This window comes from Mesorhizobium sp. M0140 (genome assembly GCF_040322475.1).
Taxonomy (GTDB): Bacteria; Pseudomonadota; Alphaproteobacteria; order Rhizobiales; family Rhizobiaceae; genus Mesorhizobium.
This window is the reverse complement of record NZ_JAMYTM010000071.1, coordinates 1-3,725: the sequence shown is the minus strand read 5'-3', so window position 1 is coordinate 3,725 and position 3,725 is coordinate 1. Positions and strand designations below refer to the sequence as shown.

Sequence of the window (3,725 nt, the reverse complement as noted above, 5' to 3'; positions counted from 1 at the left end):
TGGCCTCCAATCCAGCCAGCATCTTGAATCACAAACATCCGGCTTTGGGAATCCTACGATTCTCTCAAAATAGGAATCGCTCTAGGCCTTCAGTCCGCCCGGACAGAATATTATCCGCCCTCACCGGCGGCAAAAAAAGCGAAGGATCCAAGTCGGGATGAAAGAAGTCAGCGGAGAAGAACACTCCTCGCGACAACTCACATTTCCGGAGCCGATCTCGCTCAGCGGTTCTCTACAGCCGCCGCGTGCAGCGCCGCCACGAAGGCATCGAGCGCCTGCCAGTCCTCGTCACAATTAGGCTCGGGCCAAGCGGAGTTGGTGGCGATGACTATCTTGTCCCTGGTACAGACAAAGATTGCCTGGCCAGCGTGGCCCAAGGCGGCGTAGCCGTCCCGGTATATCCACCAAAAATACCCATAACCGGTCGCACCCCAAGGCTTAGGTTCCGGCAAGGAAACTTGCGTCATGGTTGCCTCCGCCAGCCAGTCGCGCGGCAGCAACTCGACGCCGCCGACCTTGCCGCCGCCTAGAATGAACTGGCCGAGGCGGGCAAAGTCGCGCAGGGCCATGGAGATGCCGCATCCACCGCGCTCATTGCCGGCCGGATCCACGATCCAATACGCGTCTTCTTCCATCCCGCAGGGCTGCCAAAGCTTCTCTGAAAGGTATTCTGACATCGACTTGCCGACCGCATTGGAGACCAAGATTGCGGTCAGCGCGGCATCGGGGTCGCTATAGAAGAACGTCGCGCCCGGCTGATTGGCCCTGGGCTGCCGTCGCATGAAAGCGACGACAGGATCTATGCCGTCTACGAACGGCTCCGACCACAACTTGAAACTGTCGCTGCTGGGATCTACGTAATCAAGGTTGAACTTTACCCCCGATGTCATGGTCACGAGCTGGCGAATGGTCAGTCCTTCATAGGCGCTGCCCTTGAGCTCGGGGATGTGGTCGGTGACCAATGCAGACATGTTTTTGATGTAGCCATCCTGGATCGCGGACCCGAGCAGGATCGCGACGACCGACTTGGTGACGGATTGGGCCTCCCAGCAGTCTTTCGCCGCACGCCCGAGGCCATACCGCTCGAGGAGTATCTGGCCGTCCTTGAGCACGATCACGCCAGATGTGCGTGCCGCCTCCATGTAGGCGTCCACGTCCATGGCCCGGCCTTTCCAAATCCAATGTGGCGAGATCTGACGGTCGGCTATTGGCAAGAGTTTGACATGGGCCCCACGGCGCACCAAGCGGCCCGGTTCTATCTTGGCCATCGAGCGGTAGGCGACGATCTGCTGGTCCGGAGTCCAGCAGGGGGTAAACCCGGTCGAAGGGAGAGAGGCGGCCGCCGCCGTGGGCGAGATCACCGCCATTTCCTTCAAAGTTGCAAGACCTTCAGAACTCGCGTTCATCGTTTCCATCCCTCTCTTGGTCTAGTACGTCTTGAAACCTGAGTTCGGCGATGTCGTTACGCGCGTGTCTTCCTAAGACACTTGATTCCAAGCGTTTCTTCGGAGGACTCTAACCCAACGAAATTCGAACCTCGCTCATGTTTGTTCTAACGAAACAGTAACATTTTTCTAATGCGAATTCCGGTGACCTGCGGGGACATTGGCTTCCAAAGGCGCGTCAGGGCTATATTTTTCGCAGCATTTCACCGGAGGCGCGTTTGCCGTGCCCTCAGGAGCGTGGCGCCCGCTCAGGGTCCGAGTCAGCCAAGCGGGCAGAGAGCTGGATCGGGAAATTTTGGACAGGGGTTACAAGTGGAATTTCTGCCTGAACACGGCATAGAAGCCGGGAACAGGAGAGACCATGACGAAACGCCCCCTCCGTAATCACAGCCCTGAGTTCAAGGCGAAAGTTGCGCTTGCTGCAAGCCGGGCAATCGACGTCCTATTTCCCCGCCACCGATCATGTTGGACCTGCCTACCTGGCGTGTACACGTGCCCCCGGGAGGGGCACAAACGCTGCATGGTTGCATGTTCAAGCGCAGGATTTATGCAAAGTTGCGGTAAAAACGGAAGCCTTATTGCGACGAAATAGGTAATGCTTGTTGACGAGTGCACAACGGCAGCTTTTTCGAACTGCCGTCTGCGGCTTAGGTGAATTTCTTGGCCTTGTGTCAGCAGAGGCAGCTTGCTTGGCAGGCCGGCTAGCTGACGGCGAACTCCTGGCTTCCAAAGCCCGTGAGAAGGAGCGGATATGTCTTTGTTGATACGTAAATCGCGTTGGTCCTGGCCTGTCTCGCCGAAAAGGCTGCTTGGCGGTTTTGCATGCTGCTGAGACGGATTTCCCCAACGGCCGCCCGTCGACCGTGCTCAGCAATCAAGAGAGTGCCCGGAAAAGCGGGGGGCTATACGCCCCTCGCGTCAAGACCCCCTAAACGGAATGGATGGAGTTCAACCCCATGACAATCAGCAGAGGACCGCAAGCGTTCCCCAGAAGCGAATACCTGCGCCGGCTTGACCTTGTGAAGTCGGACATGGTGCAGCGCAATATTGAGACACTTGTCGTGTCAAACCAGCATGACATCACCTACCTCACAGGATACACTGCGCTCTCAAGCTACGTCCCGCAGGCATTAGTGGTTTCGACCTACGAAGAGGAGCCAACCTTTATTCTGCGGCGCATGGATGCGCCGGCAGCCATTCATCAATGCTTTATGGAGCGCGACAAGATCATTGCATATCCAGAAGCATTAATCGGAAACCCCGAAATGGATGGATATGACGCGGCGATCCACTACCTAAACGATTCGACTACTGGAAGCCTTGGCATAGGCATCGATCAATACAACCTGTCGACGGCAACAATGGAGAAGTTCAGAACACGATTGCCCAATGCCAGGATCCAGGATTGCACCAAGGCAGTTACTTGGATCCGGGGGGTTAAGTCTGATCTGGAGATAGAGATTATGCGTGAGGCAGCGGCGATTTCAGACGCGGCAATCCTTCGAGCTGCTGAGGTCATACGTCCCGGCGTGCGGGAGGCCGACGCAGCTGCGGAGATCGCAGCAACCTTGATACGCGGTGCAAATGGCAAGTCTGGAACAGGTATACAGGGAATTAGCTTGTGCTCCTCACCGAGGACCGGAACATGTCATATTTCGTGGAGCGAAGATGTCTTTCGTCACGGATCTCAGGTCAATCTCGAGATCGGGGGATCGCGCCATGGTTATTGTGCCGGGCTGATGCGCACGTACTCGATCGGCACACCTTCGGACCGTTTGCGTCGGGTCCATGAGATCGAACTCGCCGGCCTCGAAGCTGCGCTTGAGTCTGTCCGGCCGGGAGCGACATGCAGTGACGTGGCCAACGCCTTCGATCGCGCCATCGAGCGGGAGGGGCTCAAGAAAGAGTCACGATGCGGGTACGCCCACGGTATTGGCTGGACTGAGCCGACTGCGAGCCTAAAAGATGGCGACTATACCGAGTTGAAGCCGAACATGACCTTCCATCTTATGCTGGGCAATTGGATCGATGAAGATTTTGGGTATGCACTCAGTGAGACAATCCGAGTCACTGAGTCTGGCGTTGAAGTCTTGACCACCGCGCCACGTAAAATCTTTGAGATTTAGATAGAGTACGACAGAGTGCAAACCTCATTGTCCAATGACCGGAACGATGATGGGGCAACAACAATGAGTATCCCGCAATTAGATCGTAGACTTAAAAATTAAGGACACCTGATCAATGACAGCGCTTCTCCCCCGAGCTCTAGGAATTCTCAGC

Annotated in this window: 2 protein-coding genes; one reads left to right on the top strand and one right to left on the bottom strand. The window is 56.3% G+C overall.

Annotated features, from left to right (window positions below):
- Positions 1 to 221: 221 nt before the first annotated feature.
- Entirely contained in the window at positions 222 to 1,415 is a 1,194-nt protein-coding gene (locus tag NKJ37_RS31820) for a serine hydrolase domain-containing protein (RefSeq protein ID WP_352776431.1), read from the bottom strand.
- A gap of 986 nt (positions 1,416 to 2,401) precedes the next feature.
- On the opposite strand from NKJ37_RS31820, the gene NKJ37_RS31815 reads away from it, so the two are divergent.
- Positions 2,402 to 3,571, top strand: a complete 1,170-nt coding sequence (locus NKJ37_RS31815) for a M24 family metallopeptidase (RefSeq protein WP_352776430.1) — start codon at positions 2,402 to 2,404, stop codon at positions 3,569 to 3,571.
- Positions 3,572 to 3,725 lie beyond the last annotated feature (154 nt).